Below are 24,069 nucleotides of genomic sequence, written 5' to 3'. Positions count from 1 at the left end.
CTTTTGTTTATATTACCCGGGCGCTCCCACTGCCCCCCTCCCGCGGTGGGGGGGGGGGGCCCCCGGTCCCGCGGGGCGCCGCCCGCCACGTCGATCCCGCGCCCGCCCATCGTCAGGAAGGTGGATCCGCCGTGACCCGCACCCACCCGGCTCCCGCTCGTCCGCAACTGTCGACGCGATCGCACGGACGCCATCTCGTGCTCACCCCGCGCGGCGAACTCGACGTCGCCACCGTCCCGTTGTTCACCCGCGCCCTGGACGCCCTGACCGGGATCGAGGGTGCGCACGTGATCGTCGATCTGGGCGAGGTCGGCTTCCTCGGCGCCCGGGCCATCTCCGCCCTCGCCCGTGGACGCGACCGGGCCGCCGCCCGGAACGGCGCGATGCACCTGTACCGGGTCGACGCGTTCGTCCGCCACATCCTGCAACTACCGGGAATGCGAGCCGACTTCACGATCCTCGAAGCCCTTCCCGACACCGACGAGGGCGGCCCCTGCCCGCTCCGGGGGTGACCGCCGCGCGCCGGGGCGATCAGTCGTCCAGCAGGATGCCGGCACCGACGGTCTCATCGGTGGCCTCGTCGATCAGGATGAAGCTGCCGGTGGTGCGATTGCGCCGGTACGGGTCGTGCAGCAGCGGGGCGGTGGTGCGCAGCGTGACCCGACCGATCTCGTTGAGCGCGAGGGCCGTCGCGCCGAGGTCGCGGTGTCCGGTGTTGATGTCGAGGCGGTAGTGCAGTGCGGTGATCTCGGCTCGCGCGGTGCGGGTCGTGTGCTTGACCAGGTAACCGGCTCCCGGGCGCAGTTCGCCGTGTTCGGTGAGCAGGCACACCATCGCCTGGAGGTCCCGGCCGGCGCTCGGGCGGTTGTGCGGGCGGCAGATCATGTCGCCGCGCGAGACGTCGAGGTCGTCGGTCAGCCGGATGCTCACCGACATCGGCGGGAACGCCTCGGCCACCGGGCCGTCGGGCCCGTCGATCGCCGCGATGCGGGTGGTGAACCCGGAGGGCAGCACCGCCACTTCGTCTCCGGGGCGCACCACGCCGCCGGCCACGGTGCCCGCGTAGCCGCGGTAGTCGCGGTGCACGTCCTCGCGCGGTCGCAGTACGTACTGCACCGGGAAGCGCACGTCGACCAGGTTGCGGTCGGAGGCGACGTGCACCTCCTCCAGGTGGTGCAACAGCGCGGCGCCCTCGTACCAGGGCATCCGCGGGCTGCGGGTGACCACGTTGTCGCCGTGCAGCGCGGACATCGGGACGAACGTGAGGTCCGGGATCTCCAACCGGGTGGCGAACTCGGTGAACTCGGCGCGGATGGCCTCGAAGACGGCCCGGTCGTAGTCGACCAGGTCCATCTTGTTGACGCACAACACCAGGTGCGGGATGCGCAGCAGCGACGCGAGGAAGGCGTGCCGGCGGGACTGTTCGAGCAGTCCCTTGCGCGCGTCGACCAGCACCATCGCGAGGTCGGCGGTGGAGGCGCCGGTGACCATGTTGCGGGTGTACTGGATGTGGCCCGGGGTGTCGGCGACGATGAACTTGCGTCCGGGCGTGGCGAAGTAGCGGTAGGCGACGTCGATGGTGATGCCCTGTTCGCGTTCCGCGCGCAGGCCGTCGGTGAGCAGCGACAGATCCGGCGAGGAGTTGCCGCGGCGGCGGGAGGTGTCCTCGACGGAGGCCAGTTGGTCCTCGAAGACGGCCTTGGAGTCGTAGAGCAGGCGGCCGATCAGGGTGGACTTGCCGTCGTCGACGGAGCCCGCGGTGGCGATCCGCAGCAGTTCGGTGGTGCTCATCCCTAGAAGTACCCTTCGCGTTTGCGGTCTTCCATGCCGGCCTCGGAGATGCGGTCGTCGGCGCGGGTGGCGCCGCGCTCGGTGATCCGGGTGGCGGCGATCTCGGCGGCCACCTCGTGCGCGTTCGCCGCGGTGGAGCGGACCGCGCCGGTGCCGGTGGCGTCGCCGATGGTGCGAAAGCGCACGGTCTCCTCGAACGGCTTCTCGCCGGCGAGCGGCGGCGTGACGTCGGTGACGCCGAGCAACATGCCGTCGCGTTCGACGACCGTGCGGCGGTGGGCGTAGTACAGCGACGGCAGTTCGATGCCCTGCGCGGCGATGTACTGCCAGATGTCCAGCTCGGTCCAGTTCGACAGCGGGAACACGCGGATGTGTTCGCCGCGGCGGTGCCGGCCGTTGTACAGGCTCCACAACTCGGGCCGCTGGTTCTTCGGGTCCCACTGGCCGAACTCGTCGCGGAAGCTGAACACGCGCTCCTTGGCGCGGGCCTTCTCCTCGTCGCGCCGCGCGCCGCCGAAGACGGCGTCGAAGCGGTGTTCGTCGATGGCGTCGAGCAGCGTGGTGGTCTGGAGGCGGTTGCGGGACGCGCGCGGTCCGCTCTCCTCGACCACCCGGCCGGCGTCGATGGACGCCTGTACGGAGGCGACGACCAGCCGCACGCCGGCCTCGGCGGCACGATGGTCGCGGAAGGCGACGACCTCGGGGAAATTGTGGCCGGTGTCGATGTGCATGATCGGCAGCGGCGGCGGACAGGGCGCGAAGGCCCTGATGGCCAGGTGCAGCATGACGATCGAGTCCTTGCCGCCGGAGAACAGCAGGACGGGGTTCTCGAACTCGGCGGCCACCTCTCGGATGATGTGGATGCCCTCGGACTCCAGGGCTTTCAGGTGGGTGAGCCGATGACTCACGGCGGACTCCGATCCCTCGCAAGCGAGACGCCACGCCCCTCGAAGAGCTGACGGGCTGTCAGCTCAGCGAAGTTAACCGCCAATCAACTGCCTTCACAAGAAGCTAACTTGATTGGCATGGCGTCATCACGCACTGCAACGGTCGAAGGTCGCGCGAATACCCCCCACCTCGATTCGGGCGAATTCCGGCGCGAGTCCTAGGCGCAGGACGGGCACAGGCCCCGGTAGGTGACCTCGGCCTCGGAAACGGTGAAGCCGAACCGCTGGTCCGACGGGAGGTTGCCGAGCGGATTGCCGGTCGGGTGCACGTCGCGCACCGTGCCGCAGGACGAGCACACCAGGTGCTGGTGCGGGTGGTGGGCGTTGGGGTCGTAGCGCTTGGCCCGACCGTCGGTGGAGACCTCCTTGACCTCGCCGAGCGAGACCAGCTCGCCCAGGGCGTTGTAGACGGTGGCTCGGGAGATCTCGGGCAGTCGCTGCGCCGCGCGGGCGTGTACCTCGTCGGCCGTCAGATGTACGTGGTCGCCGTCGAGGACCTCCGCAACGACACGCCGCTGCGAGGTCATCCGCCAACCGCGCTCGCGCAGCCGCTCCAGCAGGTCGCTCATGTCGGTTCACCTATTCAGGCTCAGTGGGATGCCAAAGTTTACCGGTGGACGTCCGGATTCCGGTTGAGTACGGGATTGGCGGGCATCTTGACTTGGACTCTGTCCATCGTAGGATCGGTTCCGGCGGTAGCCAAGGGGCAGAGAAGACCCCACTACGGCAGGAGATCCAGACGTGACGGCACCCCCGTCGAGAAGCCGCGCGGTACCGGCCTGCCCATGACGGCCACCCGCGTCGCGCTGCTCCGGAGCGTTCCGGAGGGTGACCACCTCGGCGTCGAGGCGATCGCCTCCCGGGCGTGCGACGGGTATGTGGCGACCGTGATCGCATTCGCCCTCGGGCCGCCGCGCCCGAGACCTGCACCGGGCGGACCGGATTTCGCCGCCCCCATCGCTCCACCGCCGGTAATTCCCCAGCACCGTGACCCGCAGTTCCAACGCACTGTGATCCGCCTGGTCCGGAAGGATTCCCATGTCTGAGAACCATGACGCAATCGTCGTAGACGCGAAGACCGAGAGCGCGGGCGGTTGCCCTGTTGCCCACGGACGCGCCCCGCACCCGACGCAGGGCGGCGGCAACCGGCAGTGGTGGCCGGAGCGGCTCAACCTGAAGATCCTTGCCAAGAACCCGGCCGTGGCCAACCCGCTGGGTGAGGACTTCGACTACGCCGAGGCGTTCGAGAGCCTCGACCTCGCCGCCGTGAAGCAGGACATCGCCGAGGTGCTGACCACCTCGCAGGACTGGTGGCCGGCCGACTTCGGCAACTACGGGCCGCTGATGATCCGGATGGCCTGGCACAGCGCCGGCACCTACCGGATCAGCGACGGCCGCGGCGGCGCCGGCGCCGGCCAGCAGCGCTTCGCCCCGCTCAACAGTTGGCCGGACAACGCGAGCCTGGACAAGGCCCGCCGGTTGTTGTGGCCGGTGAAGAAGAAGTACGGCCGCAACCTGTCCTGGGCCGACCTGCTGGTCCTCACCGGCAACGTCGCCCTGGAGACGATGGGCTTCGAGACCTTCGGCTTCGGCGGCGGTCGGGCGGATGTGTGGGAGCCCGACGAGGACGTGTACTGGGGCCCGGAGACCACCTGGCTCGGCGACGAGCGCTACAGCGGCGACCGGGATCTGGAGAACCCGCTCGGTGCGGTCCAGATGGGCCTGATCTACGTCAACCCCGAAGGCCCGAACGGCAATCCGGACCCGCTGGCCGCGGCCCGCGACATCCGCGAGACGTTCCGCCGGATGGCGATGAACGACGAGGAGACGGTCGCCCTGATCGCCGGCGGCCACACCTTCGGCAAGACCCACGGCGCGGGCCCGGCGGACAGCGTCGGCCCCGACCCCGAGGCTGCGCCGCTCGAACAGCAGGGCCTGGGCTGGAAGAGCTCCTTCGGCACCGGCAAGGGTGGCGACGCGATCACCAGCGGTCTCGAAGGCATCTGGACCACCACCCCGGTGACCTGGGACAACAGCTTCTTCGAGATCCTGTTCGGGTACGAGTGGGAACTGTTCCAGAGCCCGGCCGGCGCGCACCAGTGGCGGCCGAAGGACGGCGCCGGCGCGGGCACGGTGCCGGATGCCCACGACGCGTCGAAGACCCACGCGCCGACGATGTTGACCACCGACCTCTCGCTTCGGATCGACCCGGCCTACGAGCAGATCTCGCGGCGTTTCCTGAACAACCCCGCCGAGTTCGCGGACGCCTTCGCCCGCGCGTGGTTCAAGCTGACCCACCGCGACATGGGTCCGGTCGCGCGCTACCTCGGGCCGGAGGTCCCCACCGAGACGCTGCTGTGGCAGGACCCGCTGCCGGCGCGGACGCACGAACTCGTCGACGCCGCGGACATCGCCGCGCTCAAGAGCCGCATCCTCGACTCGGGCCTGTCGGTGTCCCGGCTCGTGTCCACCGCGTGGGCGTCCGCCTCGTCCTTCCGCGGCAGCGACAAGCGCGGCGGCGCCAACGGCGCGCGCATCCGCCTCCAGCCGCAGATCGGCTGGGAGGTCAACGAGACCGACGAACTCGCCGCGGCACTCGGTGTCCTGGAGGGGATCCGGGACACGTTCGAGGCCGACCGCACCGACGGCAAGCGCGTCTCGCTCGCCGACCTGATCGTGCTCGGTGGTGTCGCCGCCGTCGAGCGGGCCGCCAAGGACGCGGGCTTCGACGTCGAGGTCCCGTTCACGGCCGGCCGGGTGGACGCCGTGCAGGAGCAGACCGACGTGGAGTCGTTCAGCGCGCTCGAACCGGCCGCCGACGGGTTCCGCAACTACCTCGGGAAGGGCAACCGGCTGGCGGCCGAATACCTGCTGATCGACCGGGCGAACCTGCTGACGCTGAGCGCGCCGGAGACGACCGTCCTGGTCGGCGGCCTGCGGGTGCTGGGCGCCAACCACGGGCAGTCGTCGCTGGGCGCCTTCACGGCCACCCCCGGCGTGCTGACCAACGACTTCTTCGTCAACCTGCTCGACCTGGGCATCACGTGGCAGCCGACCTCCGAGGACGCGAGCACGTTCGAGGGTCGCGACGCCGCCGGCGAGGTGGCCTGGACCGGTAGCCGGGTCGACCTCGTCTTCGGGTCGAACTCCGAGCTGCGGGCGCTCGCCGAGGTCTACGCGAGCGACGACGCGAAGGAGAAGTTCGTGCACGACTTCGTCGCCGCGTGGGACAAGGTGATGAACCTGGACCGGTTCGACCGCTCCTGAGCTCCATGTCCGGGTCGGCCCCACGCCGACCCGGACACCGCGGCCCCCCGTCACCCCGACGGCGGGGCCGCAGTGCTGCCCGACGGTGATTTCCGGGCTCGGTCGGCCGGCGGGGCGGTGCCGGTTCACGACGGGTCGTGGGCGGCGATCCGGGCGGTGCGGTCGTCGCTCGCCAGGACGGTGAACGGATTGGCGATCAGGCCGTTCTGGGCGGCCAGGAAGAGCAGGCCCTGCTCGCCGACGGCGAGGTCGGGGCCGGAGGTGACGACCGCGGTCCACCCGCGAGGGAGCACGTCGTCGGTGCGCGGCGGGTCGTAGAGGTCGAGCGTCACCTCGACCTCGCCCCGACCGGGGAGCGAGAGCGTGCCGTGCGTTTCGAGGATGTCCATCCCCCGAGTGTGGTCGGCGGGGCCGGCATCGGCGCGCCGAACCCGGGGCACGACACACCGTCCCGCCCACGACCGCACGCCGCCCGGACCGGCGCGCGAGCGGCACCAGAATGACGGCCGGCGGACCTGCGCGGTAGGCCCCGGTCTCCTATCTCCGACCCACGGTGCAAAGTAGCGACAGGGGCGCAGCAGTCAGGCGCTCGTCAGTGCTGCCGCCTGTTCGTCGTGTTCGCGCAGCATCCGCATGACGGTGGCGGGTGAGGGGTGCTGTCCCTTCTTCGTGCCCGTGGTGATGACGAGCCGCTTGGCGATGTCGCGCAGGTGGAGGGCCATGGAGAGCATGTCGGGGTCGGTGACGCCGGCGCCGCCGATGGTCTTGCCGCGGTTGCGGGCGGACTCGTGGCCTTCGAGGGTGCGGTCGCGGATGTACTCGCGCTCCATGCCGGACATGGCAGCCGGCACGGTGAATACGATGCCGGAGGGGTCGTGCGAGCCCTTCAGCTCCCCGGCGAGGAATTCCAGGCCGACGTCGCTCGCCTTCAGTTCCTCGGCGAGCATGGCGAGTTCGATGCCGCGGCCGAGCCGTTTGTGTTCGTGGACGACGAGGGTGACGCGCACGCCGGAGGAACGGATCTCCCGGCGAGTCTGACGGCCGCCTCCAACTCGGGGCGGATGGTAGCGCGGGTGGAGATCTTCTCCGAGAAGACCCGGGTCACCCCGGCCTGGGCGAGGGAGTCGAGCTGTGCGTCCAGGGACTGCCGGGCGGTCGAGGCGCGGGCGTACCCGAGTCGGGCGTGTCCGACCGTCTCGGCGCCGGCGCTCGCGGGCCGGGGGAGCTCGGTCCAGACCGAGCCCGGCTTGCGTACGGCAGGGGTCGGGATGCTGAGGGCCCTGGCGAGTTGGGGCACGAGGCGGAAGCGGGCGGTGTGGTACTGGATGGCCACCTTGGCCTTGCCGGTCCGGCACGGGGAGCCTGCGAGGGCGGCGCAGGTGGACATCGGGCCCGCGTGCGATTCCACGAGCTTGAAGTCGTCGTTCACGCCTCAGACCGTTTCATGGGGGGTGTTTCAGACATCCAGTCGTTTGCAACAGCTCATGAAACATGATCGCCGCAGGTGGACCTCCGGGCGTCGGGGTGTTTCACGAGCGCGCCTATGAAACAAACCCGGCCCGGGGAGCCTTGCGCTCGCGCTTCGGCTCTCCGGCACCAGCGCCGGGGCGCTTGCTGTATTCCGGGAGGGCCCGCCGCACCGGCGTGGCCCGGCAGGGAGAGGACTCCAGGGTAGACGAGATCGATCCGTGCGACGACGCAGCGCAGCAGTTGGCCGCAGCCAGGAACCGAACTGCTGCGGCGCACGTCTCCCGCGCCATGATCTCAAGCGAGCGCCAAGAGCACGCGATTTCCAGCAGGCTGGTCTCGCCGTCCGCGGTGAGTGTGGATCCGTCGAAGACCAACGACTACAACAGCTTCGCCGAGGCGTACGCGGCCGCAAACGAAACCAACCTGGTCAATGCCTACTACGAGCGGCCCGCGATGCTGGCCCTCGCTGGAGACGTGGCCGGCCGGCGGATCCTCGACGCCGGCTGCGGCTCGGGGTCCCTGTTTGCCGCGCTGCGCGACCGTGGCGCCATTGTGAGTGGCTTCGACGCGAGCGCCGGGATGCTGGAGCTGGCTCGGCAGCGGCTCGGCGACGGTGCGGACCTGCAGGTGGCGGACCTGGGCAGCCCGCTTCCTTACGCTGATGACACGTTCGACGATGTAGCGGCGTCCCTGGTGCTGCACTACCTGGAGGACTGGGGGCCGGCGCTGGCCGAGCTGCGACGCATACTCAGGCCCGGCGGTCGGCTGATCGCGTCTGTCGACCATCCCTTTGCCATCAACCTCATACACCGCGAGGCCGGTCGCGAGGCCGAGTGCAACTACTTCGACACCACCAAATGGACCGTGGAGTGGACCATAGGCGGCCAGACCGCCCTGGTGAGCAGATGGAGCAGGCCGCTGCACGCGATGATCGAGGCTTTCATCGGGGCCGGTTTCCGGATAACGGTCATCAGCGAGCCGGATCCTGATCCCGCCGCCCGCGAGATGTTCCCCGAGGCCATCGCGGCCGAGCCGCGCTTCCTGTGCTTCCTGTTCTTCGTCCTGCAGGCCGAGTAGCAACCAGAACGACCTGACCGCTGGAAGCGGTCAGCTGTTCTCGTCGTCGGCCGCTTTCTCGTCGGTGCTCGGGTCACGCAGCGGGCGCAGCCCGGCCGCCGGCGTGCGGGTGAAGGCGTAGCGGCCGAGGAAGTCCAACGCGACTTCCGACGAGAGCCGACCTACGACGGGCTCCGGGCCGCCGAAGCCAAGGACAACAAGGGCGGGCACCGCCCAGCCGTCCCAGCCGACAAGACCGACACCGTCCGCACCGCCTGGCGGACCACGGTGGCCGGGTTGTGCGGGCGGCCGGTCTCCCCCAGGACCTGGAGGGTGTCGTTGTAGGTGTTGCGGAGCACGCCCGCGGTGAACTCCAGCTGGTCCGCCTCCAGGTGCGCCAGGTGTTCGACGATCGCGACGCGGTCCCGGGCCGCATAGGCGCGCATCAGGTCGAGCGCCCGCCACGCGGCCTCGTTCATCCAAGGGTCGGTGAGGTCCTGGAGGTCCTGGGTGTTCTTCATCGTGTCCCCGTGGTCGATCGGGCGCTGGTGTCCGCCGGTGTTCGGGGGCGGGGCACGGCGGCGACCGCCCCGAGGTCGAGCCGCTTGTCCATGTCCAGACGGAAGGTGCCGTACGGGTTGACGTTGGACCAGAACAGCGCGGTCAGGCCGCGCCGGTCCTCGTCCGAAAGCTTCTTCGCCCACTTCGGCTCGGCCAGGACCTGCTGGAGCAGCAGCGTGTTGACGTGCACGAGGCTGGACTGGAGCAGGTGTAGCGCGAGCATCGACGTCTCGGCGTGCTCCCTGTCCGGGCCGGTCAGGGCACCGTCCTTGCCGTAGTGGAGCACGGTGTTCGCCGAGTTCCAGTTCTCAACGACCTGGAGGCCGCCGTGGATCTCACGGCGCAGGGCGGGGCCGGCCAGGTAGTCGCAGGCGAAGATGGTGCGTACGGCGCGGCCGAGTTCTTCGAGCGCGGCGTAGGTGGGGTGCTTGGGGCCGCCGCGGGTGAAGCGCCGCAGCACCTGCTCAGCCTCCGCCGTCCCCAGGCGCAGGGCGGTGGCGTACTTGACCGTCTGGTCGTACTGCTGCTCGATCAGGTCACAGCGGATCGGACGGGTCAGGGAGCCGCCGAGCGCGGGCCAGCCGGGCGGGGTGTCGTCCGGGCGGTACAGGCGGATGCTGCCGATGTTCTTCAGCCGGGGCAGCAGGCGGAAGCTGAGCAGCTCGGTGAAGGCGAATCCGACGACGCTCGCGCCGTGGGTGTCGACGTAGTTCGACTCGATCTCGGCGTCCGTGCAGTGCCGCAGCAGGCCCTCGATCATCGCCGCGACCTCGGACGACGAACAGCTCTTGAGCTGGGAGTAGATGCAGACGTTCTTCCGCTCCACGTGCCAGTAGATCATCACGCCGTTGCCGCCGTAGCGGGCGTGGTACTCGGTCATGAAATTCGAGGACCAGGACCCGAACTTCTTCGAGTCCGACGCGCACGCGGTGCCCTGCCCCCACCATGCGGCGTCCCGTGCGGCGAACGTGCCGTTGACCATCTTGGTCACTGCGGCGCGCAGGTTGTCGACGGTGATGAAGTGCCGGCGCACGTGCCGCAGCGCGGCCTCGCTCTCGCCGTGCTCGCCGGTCGCCACGATCGCCCGGATGCCCATGTTCGTGCCCAGGGCGAACAGTGCGAGCAGCAGGCGCCGCTGGAGGGTGGCGCGGTCGATGCGCTCGTACGCGGCGACCGAGGAGAACTCGTCGGTGAAGCCGGTCAGGAAGTCGGCGTTCTTCAGCACGTCCAGGAGATCGAGCACGCCCCACCGTTGTACGACCTCGTCCTTCAGGGCCGCCAGGCCGGTGGGCTCGTCCAGCGGCTCCAGCTTCGGCACGGTGATCCACGGCTCGCCCTTGCGGGTGGTGACCTTCACCCCGCCCGCACTGCCGTCCGCGAGCGCCGCCGACAGCCGGTCCAGAGAGTCCGTCATCCGCTGCTTCAGCCCGGCGACGAACTCCCCGGGGTCCTCGGGCCGGCGGATCGCGGCGTAGTGCACGGTACGGGCGGACTCGAAGTCACCGGGCAAGTCGTCCTCCGGGTCGCACCACCGGGCCGCACCCTCGACGTAGATCTCACGGCGCCTGATCGCGTCCCGCACCGCCACCAGCACGCACAGCTCGTACGGGATGCGCTCGGTCCGGCCCTTGTCGTCGACGACCGCCTCGCGCCAGTCCTTGCGTACGACACCGTCGATCGGCACCGCGTCGGACGCGTCGTAGAAGCGGGTCTTGCCGTCGACGCCGGAGAGGATGCCCTCCTTGCCCCGTACCTTCTTCAGCTCCGCCGTCAGCTGTCGCTCGACCCGCCGCTCGGCACGGGCGTTGATCTTGTGGACCAGGGCGACGAGCAGTTCCACCGGGGCGTCGGTGATCTCCGCCTGGCGGGACGCGCACAGGGCGGCCAGCAGGGTGGTCCGTACGTCCTCGCCCGCATCCCGGAAGTCCGAGGGGTACATCTTGATCGCCCGCGCCCGCCACGCGGTCACCAGCTTCTCCGAGCAGTTCGCGAACGTCCCGTCCGGCAGACCGAGTTGCCGTACGGCGGTCAAGCTTGACGATCTCCGTCGGCAGCGAGTCCAGCCCCACCGCGCCCGGGTCCCGCTTCAGCGAGGCCGGCAGCGCGGTGCCGTCCTCGTTGCCCTCCACGACCAGCGCCAGGAGGCGGTCGGCGCACACCTCGCCCAGACGCGCGACGGTCTGCGCGCAGAAGACGCGGTCCGCCCGTGCCCGTGCCGTGGCCACGATCCGCTCGACACGGCCCGGGGGGCTCGATGCGGTCACTGCGGCACTGCACGAGCAGGGGGCCTCGCGCAACCGGTCCTCCACCAGTTCCACCGGGCAGACGTCATCGGCGAGCCAGGCGGTCAGCCGTTCCTCGTCCGCGCGGGTCGCGGGGCGGAACCCGAGGGCCTCGCGGATCTGCGTACGGTGCCCCTTCGCCGAGCGGGACGACAGGTCGTACTTCGCCAAGTCCTCCGCCGACACCTGGACGACGTCGGCCACGTAGTCGACCGCGGCTTGCGGGAACTCCTCCACGAACTGGGGGAACCGGCCTTCCAGCTCGAAGAACTTCAGCATCAGCACGAAGCCGAGCCGGGTCGGACCGGACTTGTTCGCCACCAGGTCCCAGTCACTGCCTACCGGCGTCCGGCACGCCACCACGTCCTCGGAGGACCACTCCTGACGCATGAACGCTCCCCCCTCCGCCGACAATACGTTCGGCCTAACGAGGTGGCCGACCACGAGGCAACGGGCCCGGACAAGGGAGCGACGGCTACTTTGCACCGTGGGTCAGAGATAGGAGACCTGGGCGCGGTAGCTACGAAAGATGGCTGCGCAAATGACGAAAGTTGACTCCGTGGCTTGATCCGAACGGTGCCCGGACGAGGTCGAAGTCCCGCCGTTCGTAGGGAACTTGGACACAAGGTAAAGAGTTCGCAAAGAACCTTTGGTCTCCTCTGCCTCAGTCGTCACTCGCGCCTCTAGGGTCCGGTCACCCGGCCCGTTTCCCACCGGTCGCCGTGACCCGACGGTTGGTGGGAGCAGGCGTCGGGTTTCTGCCGAAACTGCTCGACGTCGTGGGCGCAAAACGGCACCACAGCACCCTGATCGGCGTCGCTTCGCGTCCGGAACCATCTTCCGGGCGGAGGGGAGACCATCTTGAGTCGAGCGATACCCGGGCGCGGCGGTACACCGCCGCGAGCCATCCGGCGATTGCGTGGCCCGATGACGCTACTGTCCGTTTCGCTCCTCGCGGTCACGGGACTGACCGCGGCACCGGGCATCACGTCGTCCGCAGCCGCCGCGCGTGTGGACACCACCAAAGCCGTATGGAATCCCGGCCCCGAGGATCAATACTTCAACCCCGTCGAGGCCGAGATCGGTCCCGACGGCCGCGTCGATGCGGCAGCGACCGCCGCCGACAAGGCCCGCAAGGCCAAGGCGGGCGGCGGCAGCAAGGAACGCGAGGGCAACCCTCGCGCCGCATCGCAACTGCGGCTTCTGGAGGCCGAAGCCCAGCGCACGGGCAAGAGCCCGGAGCAACTCAAGGCGGAAAAGGCCGGCTTGGCGCCAGGTGCCAAGCAGGATGCCAAACTGTTGACGGTTCTCGTCGAGTTCAACGAGAAAGCCAACGACGATTTCTCCGGCTTCAACCGCAGGGCGAGCGTCACCGACGCCTCCTGCGTGGTGGAACCGCCGGGCACGATCAAGAACGGCCCACTGCACAACGAGATTCCGGACCCGGCACTCACCGGGAACGACAACAACACGCCGTGGGTCAAGGACTTCAGCCCGGAACACTTCAACAAGATGCTCTACACCAAGCAGGGCATCACCGAACGCATGCGTCCGGACCTGACCGGTCCCGACGGCAAGCCGGGCATCGACGTCTCCGGCTACACGATGAAGAACATGTACGAGGAGATGTCGGGCGGCAAGTACACCGTGTCCGGCACCGCCACCCCGTGGATCAAGGTGCCGCACTCCGAGGCGTGGTACGGCGCCGGCCGCTGCGGCAAGCGTGAGCAGGACATGGGCGGCCACCCGAACAACCCGGGCGGCGCGGAGACGCTCGCCACCGACGCGGTGAACGAACTCGCGCGCAGTCAGCCCAACTTCCCGTGGGCCGACTACGACAAGGAGGACACCGGCGACGCGGACGGCGACGGCAACACGCAGGAGCCGGACGGCGTGGTGGACCACCTGGTCCTGGTGCACTCGGGCAAGGACAAGTCCACCGGCGGCGGCGCCGAGGGCTCGTACGCCATCTGGGCGCACTCCAGCGCCGTGGCGGGCGGCTACACGGTCCCCGGGACCCAACTGAAGGTTTCCAACTACATCGTGCAGCCGGAGGACTCCGGCGTGGGCGTGTTCGCCCACGAATACGGCCACGACCTCGGTCTGCCGGACCTGTACGACAACTTCAGCAGCACTCCCGGCGGTGCCTCGGACGTCAACTTCTGGGACCTGATGGCGAACGGATCGCACTCCGGTCCGCTGTTCCAGTCGATGCCCGCGCACATGAGCGCGTGGTCCAAGTACACGCTGGGCTGGTTGACGCCGGAGATCCTGAAGGTGGGCGACCGGCCCGCACTGGCCACGCTGGGACAGGCGGCCAAGACCCCCAGGGGCACCAAGCAGGCCGTCCGGGTGAACCTGCCGGACCAGGTGACCAGGTTCAGCACGCCGCACAGCGGCGCCAAGGCGTGGTACTCCAGCAACGACCAGGACTGGGCCGACGTCAAGTTGGCCCGCGACATCGCCGTTCCGGCGGGCTCCGACGTGAAGTTCCAGTGGTGGACCGACTACGCCCTGGAGGAGGACTGGGACTTCGGCTTCGTCGAGGTGTCCACCGACGGTGGCACCACCTGGACGCAACTGGAGGTTCGCAACGAGGCCGGCGCGCTCGTGTCGACCCCGCCGGACTACCCGGACCCGAACGGGAACCTGCGACGGTTCCGCAAGAGCACCGGGTTGACCGGCAGCAGCAACGGTTGGCGCCACGACCAGGTGAACCTGACGCCGTACGCCGGGCAGAACATCAAGTTGCGGCTCGGCGTCGACACGGACGCGGCGACGCAGGAGAAGGGCTGGGTCGCGGACGACTTCGCGCTCACCAACGGCGCGACCACGGTGTGGTCGGACGACGTCGAGGGGGCCGACGACAACGGCTGGACCGCGCAGGGCGGTTCGGTCGGCGCGGGCACCAAGGGCGCCGGCTGGGTCAAGTCCGACGGAACGTTCAGCCGCGAGCGGTACTACCTGCTCGAGTGGCGCAACATGTCCGGCTTCGACCAGGGCCTGAAGTACACCTACACGTTCGGCGAGAGCGGCAAGCGCGAGAAGCTCGCGTACAACGCGCCGGGTCTGCTGGTGTGGCTGCGGGACACCTCGTACCCGAACAACGGTGTGCTCGACAACATCGACAAGTCCCCGTCGTGGGGCGCCAAGGGCGAGTTGCTCCTGGTCGACGCGAACCCGAACCCCTACCGGTTCCCGGACGCGCCGTCCAACTCGGCCGCCAACCTCGAACCCCGAGTGCAGTCGGCGAACGCGGCGTTCAGCTTCAAGGACACCGCCGGGTTCCGGGCCTGCCGTCGGGCGGGCGACCACTGCGCGACCTTCGCCAAGCAGGAGCCGGTGCGGTTCTTCTCCGACTCGCTCGGCTACGCGCCGGGTGCGGAGGCCAACGCGACCGGCTTCGGCGCCAAGGACGTCACCGGCTCGACGGTGATCCCGGCGCGGGCCCCGTACTCGACCCGGGTGACCAAGACGGACGGTTCGCCGGACTACGCGAACTACGGCAAGCCGTTCTTCTCCTCGGTGCTCGGTTCCGGAAACCCCGGCTGGGACAAGGCGTACGGCGTGACGGTGTTCCCGGTCTACCCGCTGTCGGGTGACAAGGGCGCCGTCGTGTGGATCGTGCCCGCGCGCAAGTAACCGCGCAGGCACGGTAGTTCCGCCGGCACGGTCGCCGCGCCGGCACGGACGCGAGGACGGGTGCGACATCGGCCCCCACGACCCGGTCGTGGGGGCCGACGCACGCCTGGATCCACCGCGGGCGCACGTGCGGCAGTCGGTCAGGGAGCCTCGGGCGTGCTCGACGGGTGGCGGCGCAGGAACGTCTCGACGAGGCGGTCGGTGAAGGCGTGGTCGACCGGGTCGGCGGTCACCAGGACGCGGTAGTAGAGCGGGCCCACGAGCTGGTCGGTCTCGGTCGCGATGTCGAGGTCGGCGGGCAACCGGCCGCTGTGCACCGCGCGTTCGAGCGACAGGTGGTCGCGGCGACGTTGTGGGTCGAGCCAGCGGGCGCGGAAGTCGACGGCGAAGGCCGGATCGTGCTGGGCCTGGGCGATCAGCGCCCGGAAGACGGCGCCGGAGTCGGACTCGGCGAGGAAGTGCGCCAGTCGCCGCAGGTAGTCCCGCAGATCGTGGGCGAGGTCCCCGGAGTCGGGCGGGGTCAGGTCCTCGGCGGCGTCCTGGAGGAAGGCGTCCAGCAGGACGTCGGTCTTGGTGCTCCACCAACGGTAGATGGTCTGCTTGGCCACGCCGGCCCGGCCGGCGATGCCCTCCATCGTGACGCCGGCGAAGCCCTTCTCGGCGAGCAGGTCGTCGGCCGCCTCCAACACCGCCAGCCGGGCCTGTTCGCTGCGGCCGTGCCGGTTGCCGTGGTGTTGTCGTGCGGATCCGCCGGCGCCGTCCACCTCGACGTCTCGTGTCCCGGATGCCATCTCGCCTGCCCCTGTCGTCTTGTCTGCCACGGGGGAGGGTATTGCATCTTGATTCAACGCAACGTTGCGTCTACTCTAGAATCCATGACATACACCAACACGCTTGCCGACCCCCGAGTACGGGCGACCCTCGACCGAATGTTCGAGCAGGCCGAACGGGACGACGAGGTCGCCGCGCGCCTGGCCGCGGAAGTGCCCGGCGGATTCGGGCGGTTGTCGCCCCGGGAGCACGCCGACGCCGCGGCGGAGATCTACATGCCGATCTCCGCCGACGGCGGGGCCCTGCTCTACAACCTGGTCCGCGCCGTCCGCCCGAACACGGTGGTCGAATTCGGCATGTCCTTCGGCATCTCCACGCTGTACCTGGCCGCGGCCGTCCGCGACAACGGCACCGGCCGGGTGGTGACCACCGAACTCAGCAAGGACAAGATCGCCGCGGCGCGCCGCACCTTCGTCGAGACCGGTCTGGACGATGTGATCACCGTGCTGGAGGGAGACGCCCTGGAGACCCTCGGCGAGCTGACCGTGCCCGCCGACTTCGTGCTGCTGGACGGCTGGAAGGACCTGTGCCTGCCGGTCCTGCGACTGCTCGAACCGCAGCTCTGCCGCGGCACCCTCGTCGTGGCCGACGACATCGTCCTGGAGGGTCTTCGGCCCTACCTGGACTACGTCCGCGATCCGGAGAACGGCTATCACAACGTGAGCTTCCCGATCGAGGACGGCATGGAGATCAGCGTGCGCCTGTGAGCGAGGCGACCGCCGGCCGGTATCGGATCAGGCGGGCAGGGCGTCGACGGTGGGGACGACGACGCCGAACAGGTCGGTGATGGTGGTCAGCGCGGCGGCCTGGAGGCCCGCGGCGGGCAACACCGTGCCGTCGGGGGCGGCGAGCGCGCGAGTGGCGGTGGCCTCGGCGACGACGGTGGGGCGGTAGCCGAGATTGAAGGCGCCCTGGGCCGTGTAGTTGACGCACATGTGGGTCATGAAGCCGGCGATGATCAGATCCTTGTTGCTGCCCGGTGCGGCGCCCAGGTCGGTCAGGACGCGCACCAACTCGGTACGGTGGAACGAGTCGGGGAACTCCTTGACCACGACCGATTCGCCCTCCACCGGGGCGACTTCGTCGCTGATGGCGCCGATGTGGGCGCGGATGTCGTATGGCGTGTTCGCGCCGCCGTCGTTGAGCACGTGCACCACCGGGGTGCCTGCGGCGCGGGCGCGGGCCAACAGCCGGGCGCCGGCGGCGAGGGCCTGCTCGGCGCCGTCCAGGGCCATCACGCCGGTGCGGTAGGTGTTCTGGAAGTCGACCATGATCAGCACCGAGTCGGCCTGCCCGGGCGGCTCGTTGTCCAGGCCGATGACATCGCGCAGGGTCGTGGAGGGCTGGTTCGTGCTCATGGGCGAGTGCCTTTCGTCGGGGTTGTGGGCAGGGCGGAGTCGTCCGTCCTGCCCGGAAAATGCGCAGCGGATCGCGGTGGGTCGGCCGGGTCAGTCGGTCCGGGTTCGAAAGCGTCGGCGGTACGCGGCCGGGGTGATCGCCAGTTGCCGCCGGAACGCCCGGTGCAGGGTCTCCGCCGAGCCGAGCCCGGCGGCGCCGGCGACCCGGTCGAGCGGGTCGTCGGTGGTCTCCAGGAGGCGTCGGGCCACCTCGACCCGGGCGGCTTCGACGTAGGCCGCCGGACCGACGCCGGTCTCCTGCTTGAAGACGCGGGCGAACTGCCGTTCGCTCAGGCACATCCGGGCGGCCAGCACCTCCGCGGACAGGTCCCGGTCCAGGTGGTCGGCGATCCACAGCCGCAACTCGTCGATGTCCCGGCGGCCGGTGGCGGGCCGACTCAGGGGTACGGAGAACTGGCTCTGCCCGCCCTGCCGCTTGAGGTACATCACCAACTGTCGGGCCACCGCGAGGGCCACCTCCTCGCCCCGGTCCTCCGCCACCAGCGCGAGCGAGAGATCCAGGCAGGCGCTGATCCCGGCGCCGGTCCACAACCGGCCGCAGTCGGTGCGCAGGAAGATCGGGTCCGGGTCGACCGTGACGGCCGGATGCTCGGCGGCGAGTTGGGCCGACGTCGACCAGTGCGTGGTCGCCGTCCGCCCGTCCAGCAGGCCCGCCGCCGCCAGCACGTGCGCGCCGACACAGACCGACGCCACCCGCCGGGCGTGTCCGGCGGTCTCCTTGACCCAGGCCACGACATCGGGATCGACCAGGGCCACCGGACCGTCGTCGGTGTTCTCCACCGCGCCCGGGACCAGCAGCGTGTCCACGTCGTCGCCGACCTCGTCGAAGGCCAGGTCGGCCAGCAGCCGCACCCCCGCCGACGTGCGTACCGCGCCGGCGGCCGGCCCGGCGAGGCGGACCCGGTATTCGGCGCGGCCCTCGGTCTCCAGGTTGGCCAGCGCGAAGACCTCGGCCGGGCCGGTGACGTCGAGGAGATCGACATCGGGGAAGACCGCGATGACGACCCGGTGGGGAAGGGGCATGAGCCCATCCTCACCGCCGCCACCGATGACCGCAATGACGCCCTCCTGTCACATTCGGACATCGTGGCGGGCGGCCGAGCGAGCCGGTGACGGGGCACGCGGCCCCTCAGTCGAACTCGTTCGGGTCTCCCGTCCGGATCAGGTCCGCCAACAGGTCGTCGTCGTGGAAGGCGTCGCGCAGGATCGCGCCGAGCGCACGCAGGGCGTCGGGGTCGGTGCCGTAGGCGACGAACATGCTTCCCTCGGGGTCGTACCGGAACCGGTCGGCCAATTCGGGCGCACGATTGCGCACCACCGAGCGGGCCACCCCCTCCCAGCCGTAGCCGTGGGAGCACTGCCCGTTGCGCTCGAAGACCGCCATCACGCGCGGGTCGGCGAGGTCGCTCAGCAGCAGACTGTAGGAACCCGGGGTGTGGTCGGACTCGAAAAACATCAGTGGAGCGTACGTCTCTCGATCGGTCATGCCCGGACCATAGAGGGTCACCACGACAGGGACCGGGCATGGGTCGGCCGCGGCAGTGGCAGGGCGGTGGCGGGGCGTGCTCAGTCCAGGGGTCCCGTCGGCGGGGGGCGGAGCGGCAGGCCGCCGGTGCCGATCAGGGCGCGGTCTCCCAAGGGCGCGTCGAGGGTGATCGCAACGGTGCGCGAGGCCGCCATCAGGGGGCATCCGACCCGCCGGCCGTCGCGGTCGACCGTCGGCCCGGGTTTGCGAATGGCGACCACCGCCACGGCGACGACCCGGTCGCGCTGGACCACCACCGCCCGGTAGTCGCTGCCGCACGGACCCGGCCCGTCCGGCGCACCGCCGAACCCGACGGTCACCGTGCGGCCGTCCGCGCCCACGGTCGCGGTGTCCGCACTGTCGAGCGGGTGGCCGGGGGTCGGCCACGGGTCGTCGGTGACCGCGGGGCCGATCACCCGGACCGAGGTGTCCGCGAACGCGAGCTCCCACGCCGGGACGGTCGCGGGGCCCTCGGTGGTCTGCACGGTTCGGGTCGTCGCGGACACGGAAGTGACGGTCAGCCGGGGCGCTTCCGCCGTTCCGCACCGGGACCTCAGCTCGGTCGGCACGGACCTGCCGTAGCCCTGGAGCGGAGCCGTGGCCGGGCGGCGCTGGACGACCCCGTCCACCCAGCGCACCTCGCCGTCCGGCGGAGTCGGCGGCAACACCCCGGACGCGGGCGGCGCGAAGCAGCCGTCGCCGAGCGAGACCTTGAAGGCGTGGTTGTTCGGCTCCCAGTCGCCGAGCTGGACGGGCAGGCCGCCGCGGACCAGCAACGGGCGCGGTTTGTCCGCCGCACGATCGGCCTCCCAGCGGTCGGCGGCCGCTTCCGCGTCCCGCTGCGCCCGCGCGCCGGCCTCGGCCGATTCGTCGCCGGTCTGCCCCGGAGGGCGCCCGGCGGAGACGTCGCCGTCCCGTTCCGCACCGCACCCGGCCACGGCGGTGGCGAACAGCGCGATCACGAGAGTGCGGACAAGTCGTGGTGCGGGAACGGACACGGGTCCACCTCCCCAACGCCGCGCTCCCTGCGCGGCGCCGGTGTGACGCAGCACCCGCCGGCCCGGTTCCGCCGCACGGGCCGGACGGTGGACGGTGGCGCCGCGGCGCCCACCCCGGGGTGAACCGCCGCACAGCGGACATCGCCATCGGAGACACCCCGAAGGGCCATCGGGCGTGTGCCTATTGTTGTCCCCGCGTACGAAAAAGGAACGCATCGGTTCCGTCCCACAGAGGTGACCCACACGTGACGACGCACTCCCGCAGGAGCCTGGGCCGCGTACTCGAGGACTTCGGCCCCACCCTCCTCGACCTGATCCACGGCGACCCGGACACCGTGGAGGAGATCGGCGGGGTGGTCATCCACGATCCGCACGACGAACCGCAATACCCGCCGCACGCCGTGGTCCTGGGCCCCGCCGTGCACGGCGCCGCCGAGATCACCGGCCTGCTGGACACGCTCGGCACACACCGGGTCGCCGCGCTCATCGTCCGGGGACCGGTCGAACCCGACCCCGAGGTCGCCACCGCCGCCGCACGTGCGGGGGTGGCGCTGCTGGCGCTGACCCGAGGTGCGTCCTGGGCCCAACTCGCGGCGTTGTTGCGCACGTTGCTCACCGAAGGCGACATCGGCGAGGCCGGCACCCAGACCCTGGGCGGCATCCCCTCGGGAGACCTGTTCGCGCTCGCCAACGCGGTGGCCACCCTCCTGGACGCACCGGTCACCATCGAGGACCGCCGCTCCCACGTCCTCGCCTTCTCCGGCCGACAGGACGAGGCCGACCCCTCCCGCGTGGCCACCATCCTCGCCCGTCGAGTGCCCGAGGAATACCTGCGCATCATGGCCGCCCGCGGCGTCTTCAAGGAGCTGTACCGCAGCCGGGAACCGGTGTTCTTCGCCCCGGCCACCCTCGACGAGGGCGAACTCGGCCTCTTCCGGGTGGCGATCGTCATCCGGGCGGGCGACGAGATCCTCGGTTCGATCTGGGCCGCCGTGCGCGAGCCGCTCAGCCCCGAACGCGCCGCGGCGTTCCGCGAGGCCGCCGAACTCGCGGCCCTGCACCTGCTGCGCCACCGCGCCGGCGCCGACTTCGAGCACCGACTGCGCGCCGACCTGGTCACCACCGTGCTGGGCGGCGGCCCCGGGGCGGTCGACGCCCTGGATCGCCTGGGCCTGGTCCACGAGCCCACGGTGGTCCTGGCCCTGGGCCTGGCCCCCGGGGCGGGCGTGGACCACGCGCAACTGACCGCCGAACGGCAGCGGCTGGCCGGCGCCCTGGCGATCCACCTCAACGCCGTGCAACCGCGCTCCGCCGTCGCCCTCCTGGGCGACGTCGCCTACGCCGTCCTGCCCGCACCGGGCGAGCCGGTCGACGGCCGCGAGCGCACCGTGCAGATCGCCACGAACTTCCTGGAGCGCACCGGCGATCGGGTGAAGGCGCTGATCGGCATCGGCTCGATCGCCAAGGAACCCGACGCGCTGCGCCGCTCCCGCACCAATGCGGACCGTGCCCTGCGGGTGCTCGCCGGCGGACACGTGCCCCGGCGGGTCGCCTCGATAGCCGACGTCTACATCGACGCCCTGCTCCTGGAGGTACGCGACCTCGCCGTGGCCAACGGCGACGAACTCGTCGGCCCGCTCGCCCGACTCGTCGCCTACGACGCCAAACACAACACCAGCCTGGTCGATACGCTGCGGTCGTGGCTGGACGCCTTCGGCGACGTGACCTCCGCGTCGGCGAGCATGTTCGTGCACCCCAACACCTTCCGCTACCGGATGCGTCGGATGACCGAGGTCGGCCGGATCGACCTGCAGGATCCGGCGGCGCGTTTCGCCGTCCAGCTGCAACTGCGCCTGATGAGCCCGCGGCCGGGCGGCGACCCGGCCCGCGAGACCGGCGATCCGGCGCCGGCCGCGGGCCGGGTCGAGGGGTAGGCGGCCGGGGTCCGGCGCGTCGTTCAGGCGGTGGATCGGGTGATGGTGACCTTGAGGTGTTTCATGATCGGCTGATCGCTCTGGGTGCTGTAGTCGCCGATCGCGCACAGCACGTTCATCTCGGGCATGTAGCCGGCCGCGCAGCCGCGCGGGATGTCGTAGGGAACGGCCAGATAGCCGGACAGGGTGCGGGTGCCGCCGTCCCGGGCGGTGCTGGTGATGTCGACCGGGTCGAACTCGCGGACGCCGCGCTCGTGCATGTCGTCCCGGTGCATGAAGACCAGGGTGCGCAGGTTCGTGATGCCGCGGTAGCGGTCGTTGTCGGAGTAGATCGTGGTGTTCCACTGGTCGTGCGAACGCATGGTGCCCAGGGCCAGGGTGCCGGGGGCGGGGACGACGTCCGGCAGTGCGGCGGTGGAGAACTCCGCACGGCCGGACGGGGTCAGGAAGACGAGTTCGCGGGCGGGCTGCTTGATCCGGAACCCGAGCGGCAGGCGCACCCGGCGGTTGAAGTCCTCGAAGCCGTCCAGGGCTCGGGCCATGGTGTCGCGGATGCGGTCGTAGTCCTCGACGTACCACTCCCAGCGGGTCTCGCTGCCGGGCAGCGCGGCGCGGGCGATGCCGGCGATGATGGCGGGCTCGGAGAGCAGTTGGGGTGAGGCGGGCTTCTTCATGCCGACGGACAGGTGGACCATGCTCATCGAGTCCTCGACCGAGGTGCTCTGCACGCCGCCGCGTTGCGCGTCCTTCTCGGTGCGGCCCAGGCACGGCAGGATCAGCGCCCGGCGGCCGTGCACGAGGTGGCTGCGGTTGAGTTTGGTGCTGACGTGCACGGTGAGTGCGCAGGCGCGCAGGCCGGCGTGGGTGTACGGGGTGTCGGGGGCGGCGAGGGCGAAGTTGCCGCCCATGCCGACGAACACCTCGATCCGGCCGAGCCGCATCGCCTCGATCGTGGCCACCGTGTCCAGGCCGGGCTCGCGGGGCGGCGTGATCCGACAGGCGTCGGCGAGGCGGTCCAGGAAGGCGTCGGTGGGGCGGTGGTCGATGCCGCACGTGCGATTGCCCTGGACGTTGCTGTGGCCGCGCACCGGGCAGGGCCCGGCGCCCTCGCGCCCCAGGTTTCCGCGCAACAGCAGCAGGTTGACGATCTCGCGGACCGTGTCGACGCCGTGCTCGTGCTGGGTGATGCCCAGGCACCAACTGAAGATGCTGCGATCGGCCTCGCGGTACACCCGGGCCGCCCGGCGGATCCGGGCCTGATCGAGTCCGCTCTGGCGCTCGATCTCGTCCCACGACGTGCGTTCGCACAACGCGCGGTACTCCTCGAACCCCGACGTGTGCCGGTCGAGGAATTCCCGATCCAGCGCCTTGGGGTCGGTGGGGGCCTGTTCGAGGATGGTCTTGGCCATGCCGCGCAGCAGGGCCATGTCGCCGCCGATCCGCGGTTGCAGGTTCAGGCTGCTGGTCCTCGTCGACTTGAACAGGGCCATGTCGACGAACTCGTGGGGCACGATGGTGCGGGTGGCGGCGGCCTCGACGAGCGGGTTGACGTGTACGATCCGGGCGCCGCGGCGATGGGCCTCGGCGAGCGCGGTGAGCATCCGCGGTGCGTTGGAGGCGGCGTTGACGCCCAGGATGAACAGCGCGTCCGTGCTCTCCCAGTCCTTGAGGTCCACGGTGCCCTTGCCGGTGCCCAGCGCCGCCCTCAGGGCTCGGCCGCTGGCCTCGTGGCACATGTTGGAGCAGTCGGGCAGGTTGTTCGTACCGAGTTCGCGGGCCATCAACTGGTAGAGGAAGGTGGCCTCGTTGCCGAGCCGGCCGGAGGTGTAGAAGGCGGCCCGATTCGGGTCGTCCAGCTCGCGCAGGGCGCGGCCGACCAGCTCGAAGGCGTCCTTCCAGGCGATCGGGACGTAGTGGTCCGACTCGGGGTCGTACACCATCGGCTCGGTCAGCCGGCCCTGGTTCTCCAGCGCGAAGTCGCTCCAGCCCGCCAGTTCGGTCACCGTGTGCGCGGCGAAGAACTCGCGGCCGACCCGCTTGCGGGTCATCTCCCACGTGACGTGCTTGATGCCGTTCTCGCAGATGTCCAGGTGCAGGCCCTTGGTGTCGTCCGGCCAGGCGCACCCGGGGCAGTCGAAGCCGCCGTTCTCGTGGTTCATCCGCATGATCGCCCGCGATCCGTCGACCACGGCACGCTCACCCAGCAGGAGACGGGTCACACTCCTGGCGGCACCCCACCCCGCGGCGGGGTGTCGGTAGGGCCGAAACCGCGGGGGCTCCTTCGGCGTGGGACCCACGTCCGGTTCGGCCCGGTCCTGCTGCGGGTCCTCGGAGGCGTTCACGACCG

21 protein-coding genes and 1 pseudogene are annotated in these 24,069 nt (G+C 70.5%); 7 read left to right on the top strand and 15 right to left on the bottom strand.

Features of this window, described 5'->3' with window-relative positions:
* Positions 1-131 precede the first annotated feature (131 nt).
* Entirely contained in the window at positions 132-512 is a 381-nt protein-coding gene (locus ACFXMF_RS28825) for an STAS domain-containing protein (RefSeq protein ID WP_380020833.1), read from the top strand.
* 19 nt (positions 513-531) lie between these two features.
* Here the strand turns inward: ACFXMF_RS28825 and ACFXMF_RS28820 are convergent, their stop codons facing one another.
* The 3 genes from ACFXMF_RS28820 to ACFXMF_RS28810 form a co-directional block, all read right to left on the bottom strand.
* On the bottom strand, positions 532-1,791 hold the full coding sequence (locus ACFXMF_RS28820; protein WP_379988816.1) for a sulfate adenylyltransferase subunit 1: 1,260 nt from the start codon (positions 1,789-1,791) through the stop codon (positions 532-534).
* A gap of 2 nt (positions 1,792-1,793) precedes the next feature.
* Positions 1,794-2,699, bottom strand: a complete 906-nt coding sequence (gene cysD / locus ACFXMF_RS28815) for a sulfate adenylyltransferase subunit CysD (RefSeq protein WP_360311434.1) — start codon at positions 2,697-2,699, stop codon at positions 1,794-1,796.
* Positions 2,700-2,896: 197 nt separating this feature from the next.
* A complete protein-coding gene (locus tag ACFXMF_RS28810; protein WP_360311432.1) occupies positions 2,897-3,307 on the bottom strand; it encodes a Fur family transcriptional regulator in 411 nt (136 codons plus the stop codon).
* Between the two features lie 469 nt (positions 3,308-3,776).
* On the opposite strand from ACFXMF_RS28810, the gene katG reads away from it, so the two are divergent.
* Positions 3,777-6,005, top strand: coding sequence for a catalase/peroxidase HPI (gene katG, locus ACFXMF_RS28805; protein WP_379988815.1), 2,229 nt, complete (start codon positions 3,777-3,779; stop codon positions 6,003-6,005).
* 125 nt (positions 6,006-6,130) lie between these two features.
* On the opposite strand, the gene ACFXMF_RS28800 is transcribed toward katG, so the two are convergent.
* The 3 genes from ACFXMF_RS28800 to ACFXMF_RS28790 all read right to left on the bottom strand — a co-directional run bounded on the left by ACFXMF_RS28800 (position 6,131) and on the right by ACFXMF_RS28790 (position 7,392).
* A complete protein-coding gene (locus tag ACFXMF_RS28800; protein WP_379988814.1) occupies positions 6,131-6,394 on the bottom strand; it encodes a hypothetical protein in 264 nt (87 codons plus the stop codon).
* A gap of 192 nt (positions 6,395-6,586) precedes the next feature.
* Positions 6,587-7,012, bottom strand: a complete 426-nt coding sequence (locus ACFXMF_RS28795) for a recombinase family protein (protein WP_379988813.1) — start codon at positions 7,010-7,012, stop codon at positions 6,587-6,589.
* Complete coding sequence (locus ACFXMF_RS28790) at positions 6,934-7,392, bottom strand: recombinase family protein (RefSeq protein WP_379988818.1); 459 nt, start codon at positions 7,390-7,392, stop codon at positions 6,934-6,936. Before ACFXMF_RS28790 ends, ACFXMF_RS28795 begins: the two co-directional genes overlap by 79 nt.
* A 371-nt stretch (positions 7,393-7,763) precedes the next feature.
* Here ACFXMF_RS28790 and ACFXMF_RS28785 point away from each other — a divergent pair, with 371 nt between their 5' ends.
* Complete coding sequence (locus tag ACFXMF_RS28785; RefSeq protein WP_026219162.1) at positions 7,764-8,552, top strand: class I SAM-dependent methyltransferase; 789 nt, start codon at positions 7,764-7,766, stop codon at positions 8,550-8,552.
* A 161-nt stretch (positions 8,553-8,713) separates the two neighbouring features.
* Here the strand turns inward: ACFXMF_RS28785 and ACFXMF_RS28780 are convergent, their stop codons facing one another.
* Positions 8,714-9,052, bottom strand: a complete 339-nt coding sequence (locus ACFXMF_RS28780) for a hypothetical protein (protein WP_379988812.1) — start codon at positions 9,050-9,052, stop codon at positions 8,714-8,716.
* Positions 9,049-11,124, bottom strand: a complete 2,076-nt coding sequence (locus ACFXMF_RS28775) for a Tn3 family transposase (protein WP_379988811.1) — start codon at positions 11,122-11,124, stop codon at positions 9,049-9,051. Before ACFXMF_RS28775 ends, ACFXMF_RS28780 begins: the two co-directional genes overlap by 4 nt.
* Positions 11,125-11,126: 2 nt before the next feature.
* On the opposite strand from ACFXMF_RS28775, the gene ACFXMF_RS28770 reads away from it, so the two are divergent.
* Positions 11,127-11,582, top strand: coding sequence for a hypothetical protein (locus ACFXMF_RS28770; protein ID WP_380020836.1), 456 nt, complete (start codon positions 11,127-11,129; stop codon positions 11,580-11,582).
* Here the strand turns inward: ACFXMF_RS28770 and ACFXMF_RS28765 are convergent.
* Positions 11,483-11,764, bottom strand: a pseudogene (locus tag ACFXMF_RS28765) (DUF4158 domain-containing protein); the annotation flags it as partial. The gene ACFXMF_RS28770 and the pseudogene ACFXMF_RS28765 overlap by 100 nt on opposite strands.
* A gap of 537 nt (positions 11,765-12,301) precedes the next feature.
* Here ACFXMF_RS28765 and ACFXMF_RS28760 point away from each other — a divergent pair.
* Positions 12,302-15,016, top strand: coding sequence for an immune inhibitor A domain-containing protein (locus ACFXMF_RS28760; protein WP_360311426.1), 2,715 nt, complete (start codon positions 12,302-12,304; stop codon positions 15,014-15,016).
* 140 nt (positions 15,017-15,156) lie between these two features.
* Here the strand turns inward: ACFXMF_RS28760 and ACFXMF_RS28755 are convergent, their stop codons facing one another.
* Positions 15,157-15,807 (bottom strand): TetR/AcrR family transcriptional regulator, encoded by a 651-nt coding sequence (locus ACFXMF_RS28755; RefSeq protein WP_379988809.1) that lies wholly within the window; start codon positions 15,805-15,807, stop codon positions 15,157-15,159.
* 84 nt (positions 15,808-15,891) lie between these two features.
* Between ACFXMF_RS28755 and ACFXMF_RS28750 the strand changes: the two genes are divergently transcribed.
* Positions 15,892-16,554: a class I SAM-dependent methyltransferase gene (locus ACFXMF_RS28750; RefSeq protein ID WP_360311422.1), complete on the top strand. Its 663-nt coding sequence runs from the start codon at positions 15,892-15,894 to the stop codon at positions 16,552-16,554.
* Positions 16,555-16,581: 27 nt separating this feature from the next.
* On the opposite strand, the gene ACFXMF_RS28745 is transcribed toward ACFXMF_RS28750, so the two are convergent.
* The 4 genes from ACFXMF_RS28745 to ACFXMF_RS28730 form a co-directional block, all read right to left on the bottom strand.
* On the bottom strand, positions 16,582-17,205 hold the full coding sequence (locus ACFXMF_RS28745) for an isochorismatase family protein (RefSeq protein WP_360311420.1): 624 nt from the start codon (positions 17,203-17,205) through the stop codon (positions 16,582-16,584).
* A 90-nt stretch (positions 17,206-17,295) separates the two neighbouring features.
* The gene (locus ACFXMF_RS28740) at positions 17,296-18,288 is read right to left on the bottom strand and encodes a GlxA family transcriptional regulator (protein ID WP_379988807.1); all 993 of its coding nucleotides are present in this window, start codon (positions 18,286-18,288) and stop codon (positions 17,296-17,298) included.
* 106 nt (positions 18,289-18,394) lie between these two features.
* Positions 18,395-18,721: an immunity 51 family protein gene (locus tag ACFXMF_RS28735; protein WP_379988806.1), complete on the bottom strand. Its 327-nt coding sequence runs from the start codon at positions 18,719-18,721 to the stop codon at positions 18,395-18,397.
* Between the two features lie 110 nt (positions 18,722-18,831).
* Entirely contained in the window at positions 18,832-19,788 is a 957-nt protein-coding gene (locus ACFXMF_RS28730) for a hypothetical protein (RefSeq protein ID WP_379988805.1), read from the bottom strand.
* 245 nt (positions 19,789-20,033) lie between these two features.
* Between ACFXMF_RS28730 and ACFXMF_RS28725 the strand changes: the two genes are divergently transcribed.
* A complete protein-coding gene (locus tag ACFXMF_RS28725; protein ID WP_360311412.1) occupies positions 20,034-21,722 on the top strand; it encodes a helix-turn-helix domain-containing protein in 1,689 nt (562 codons plus the stop codon).
* Positions 21,723-21,745: 23 nt separating this feature from the next.
* On the opposite strand, the gene ACFXMF_RS28720 is transcribed toward ACFXMF_RS28725, so the two are convergent.
* Positions 21,746-24,064 carry an FdhF/YdeP family oxidoreductase gene (locus tag ACFXMF_RS28720; protein ID WP_379988804.1) on the bottom strand — a complete coding sequence of 773 codons (2,319 nt, stop codon included), beginning with the start codon at positions 24,062-24,064 and terminating at the stop codon, positions 21,746-21,748.
* Between the last annotated feature and the right edge of the window lie 5 nt (positions 24,065-24,069).

The organism is Embleya sp. NPDC059213 (genome assembly GCF_042754445.1).
In the GTDB taxonomy this organism is placed as follows: Bacteria; Actinomycetota; Actinomycetes; order Streptomycetales; family Streptomycetaceae; genus Embleya.
This window is presented reverse-complemented; position numbering and strand designations above follow the sequence as displayed.

What these genes read in the sequence shown, in the direction of transcription:
- ACFXMF_RS28745 (WP_360311420.1), bottom strand. Translation starts at nt 17,205, where the DNA reads ATGAGCACGAACCAGCCCTCCACGACCCTGCGCGATGTCATCGGCCTG.
- ACFXMF_RS28735 (WP_379988806.1), bottom strand. Translation starts at nt 18,721, where the DNA reads ATGTTTTTCGAGTCCGACCACACCCCGGGTTCCTACAGTCTGCTGCTG.
- ACFXMF_RS28800 (WP_379988814.1), bottom strand. Translation starts at nt 6,394, where the DNA reads ATGGACATCCTCGAAACGCACGGCACGCTCTCGCTCCCCGGTCGGGGC.
- ACFXMF_RS28755 (WP_379988809.1), bottom strand. Translation starts at nt 15,807, where the DNA reads ATGGCATCCGGGACACGAGACGTCGAGGTGGACGGCGCCGGCGGATCC.
- ACFXMF_RS28740 (WP_379988807.1), bottom strand. Translation starts at nt 18,288, where the DNA reads ATGCCCCTTCCCCACCGGGTCGTCATCGCGGTCTTCCCCGATGTCGAT.
- ACFXMF_RS28810 (WP_360311432.1), bottom strand. Translation starts at nt 3,307, where the DNA reads ATGAGCGACCTGCTGGAGCGGCTGCGCGAGCGCGGTTGGCGGATGACC.
- ACFXMF_RS28780 (WP_379988812.1), bottom strand. Translation starts at nt 9,052, where the DNA reads ATGAAGAACACCCAGGACCTCCAGGACCTCACCGACCCTTGGATGAAC.
- ACFXMF_RS28820 (WP_379988816.1), bottom strand. Translation starts at nt 1,791, where the DNA reads ATGAGCACCACCGAACTGCTGCGGATCGCCACCGCGGGCTCCGTCGAC.
- ACFXMF_RS28760 (WP_360311426.1), top strand. Translation starts at nt 12,302, where the DNA reads ATGACGCTACTGTCCGTTTCGCTCCTCGCGGTCACGGGACTGACCGCG.
- ACFXMF_RS28790 (WP_379988818.1), bottom strand. Translation starts at nt 7,392, where the DNA reads ATGTCCACCTGCGCCGCCCTCGCAGGCTCCCCGTGCCGGACCGGCAAG.
- ACFXMF_RS28785 (WP_026219162.1), top strand. Translation starts at nt 7,764, where the DNA reads ATGATCTCAAGCGAGCGCCAAGAGCACGCGATTTCCAGCAGGCTGGTC.
- katG (WP_379988815.1), top strand. Translation starts at nt 3,777, where the DNA reads ATGTCTGAGAACCATGACGCAATCGTCGTAGACGCGAAGACCGAGAGC.
- ACFXMF_RS28750 (WP_360311422.1), top strand. Translation starts at nt 15,892, where the DNA reads ATGACATACACCAACACGCTTGCCGACCCCCGAGTACGGGCGACCCTC.